This window comes from Myxococcus sp. AB025B, from assembly GCF_006518215.1.
GTDB lineage: Bacteria > Myxococcota > Myxococcia > Myxococcales > Myxococcaceae > Myxococcus > Myxococcus fulvus.
Map to the genome: position 1 here is coordinate 1 of NZ_SRLW01000560.1, position 2,629 is coordinate 2,629.

The 2,629-nt window shown below is 71.4% G+C and carries 1 protein-coding gene; it reads left to right on the top strand.

Going from position 1 to position 2,629, the window contains the following annotated elements:
• Positions 1–431 precede the first annotated feature (431 nt).
• The coding region (locus FL311_RS42555; protein WP_141333321.1) for a serine/threonine-protein kinase at positions 432–2,629 on the top strand (2,198 nt) is incomplete at its 3' end.

The following is a 2,629-nucleotide window of genomic DNA, read 5'->3' on the forward strand; positions in this document are numbered from 1 at the left end:
CTTCGGCATCGTCGGATGTCCTCCTGTGGCTCAACCCGCCAGCAACCTCCCCTCCCATCGACCATCAGTCACCCGGCGGTCCCCCTGCTTGTCTGCTCACTCGCTGCTCAGGATCAGATCCACACCCCGTGGTTCCGGCCCGGCGCCCATCAAATGACAGACGCCTGCCCTCGCGTTCACATAGGCAAGCAGACGCGTCCGCTCAAGATTGGCAACGAGAGCTTTCTCCGGAAAGTCCGACTCCCGAGTCCCCCCACGCTCTCGCCCAGGCTGGCGTCAGTCACCCCCGCGACCAGGGACGGGCCCGAGGCCCCATCCCTGGCGCGCCAGCGCTCATTTCCGCGTCCCCGATGAACGGCCCGCACCCTTCGCGGTGGCGCGGGCCGCGCGTGCTTCCCAGAGGTGTCCCCCCGCCTCGTCGAGTGCAGACCATGAAGCCAGAACCCTCGCTGTCCGCCCGCAGTGCGCCCCACCCCAGCGCTCCGCTTCCGGTGGGTCTCGGAGCCTTCGGCCCCGGAGCCCGCATCCAGCATTACGAGCTCATCCGGCAGCTCGGCAGCGGAGGCATGGGCACCGTCTTCCTGGCGCGGGACACGCGCCTGGGCCGCCGGGTGGCCATCAAGCTGCTGCACTCGAAGGACGCGCAGTTCAGCCAGCGCTTCATCCTGGAGGCCCGCACCACCGCGCGGTGCAGCCATGAGAACATCGTCATCATCTACGAGGTGGGCGAGGCCCATGGCAGCCCCTACATGGTGCTGGAGTACCTGCAGGGGCAGCCGATGGACCGGCTGCTCAAGAGCAGCCCGCGCCTGCCGCCGTCGCGCGCCGTGGAGCTGATGTCCCCGGTGCTGCGGGCGCTGTCGTGCGCGCACGCGCACAAGATCGTCCACCGCGACTTGAAGCCGGAGAACATCATCGTGACGGACGCGGGCACCATCAAGGTGCTCGACTTCGGCATCGCGAAGGTGCTGCAGGGGGACGAGCACGGCGCGGAGACGGACCCGCGCGTCCTGCTGGAGGGCCTGCGGCTGCTCCCCCCGCCGGGCCGGATGGACCAGTCGGTCCACCTGACGCGCCAGGGTGCGCTCTTGGGGACGCTGGCGTACATGTCCCCGGAGCAGTGGGGCAACGGCGTGGGCGTGGACCACCGCACGGACATCTGGGCGGTGGGCATCATGTTGTTCCGGATGCTCTCGGGCAGACACCCGCTGGAGCCGCTGCGGGGCCCGCAGTTGATGGTGACGGCGATGATGGACGAGCCGATGCCGCAGCTGCGCGCGGTGCTGCCGGACATCCCGGGGGAGCTGGCCTCGGTGGTGGACCGCTGCCTGCTCAAGCCCAAGGAGCAGCGCTTCCCGGATGCGCTCGCGGTGCTGCGCGCGCTGGAGCCGTTCCTGCCCGGCCGGTTCATCCCCGACGTCGGCGTGGACGAGAGTCCCTATGCGGGCCTCGGCTCGTTCCAGGAGGAGGACTCGGCGCGGTTCTTCGGGCGGGCGCGGGAGACGGCGGCGCTGGTCAACCGGCTGCAGGACCGGCCGCTGCTCGCCGTCGTCGGGCCCTCGGGCGCGGGCAAGTCGTCCTTCGTGCGCGCCGGGCTGGTGCCGGTGCTCAAGCGCTCGGGCATCCCCTGGGAGTCGCTCATCATCCGCCCGGGGAGGGACCCGCTGGCCGCGCTGGCCAGCATGGTGGCGCCGCTCGTCACGTCATCCCCCACGCTGGAGGAGGACCTGCGTAAGCAGCAGCAGATCTCCGCGCATCTGCGCCGGGAGCCCGGCTACGTGGGCGCCGTGCTGCGGGCCCGCGCGCGGCGGGAGCGCCGGCGCATCGTGCTCTTCATCGACCAGTTCGAGGAGCTGTACACGCTGGTGCCGGACGCGGCCGAGCGCCGCGCCTTCACCGCCTGCCTGTCGGGCATCGCGGACGACGCGACGTCGCCCATCCGCGTGGTGCTCTCCCTGCGCTCGGACTTCCTGGACCGGGTGTCGGAGGACGAGCGGTTCATGGCGGAGCTGTCGCCGGGGCTGTTCTTCCTCACGGCGCCGCAGCAGGACGGGCTGAGGGATGCGCTCGTGCAGCCCGCGGAGCTGGCGGGCTATCGGTTCGAGTCCCCGGAGATGGTGGACCAGATGCTCCAGCACCTGGAGACGACGCCGGGCGCGCTGCCGCTGCTCCAGTTCGCGGCCACGCGGCTGTGGGAGGCGAGAGACCCGGGCCGGAGGCTGCTGACGGAGGGCGCGTACCAGCGGATGGGGGGAATCTCGGGCGCGCTGGCGACGCATGCGGACAGCGTGCTGGCGGGGTTGTCGTCCCAGGAGCGGGCGCTGGCGCGCGCGGTGTGCCTGAGGCTGGTCACCGCGGAGCGCACGCGGGCGATCGTGTCGATGGAGGAGCTGCGGGAGCTGACGCGGGACACCGACGCGCTCCAGCGGCTCATCGAGGGGTGGGTGCAGGCGCGGCTGCTGGTCATCCAGACGGGCGGGAGCTCGGGCTCGTCGGTGGAGCTGGTGCACGAGTCGCTCATCGGGAGCTGGCCCACGCTGAAGCGGTGGTTGGACGAGGGGCAGGAGGATGCGGCGTTCCTGGAGCAGTTGCGCGCGGCGGCGAGGCAGTGGCAGGCGAAGGGGCGGGA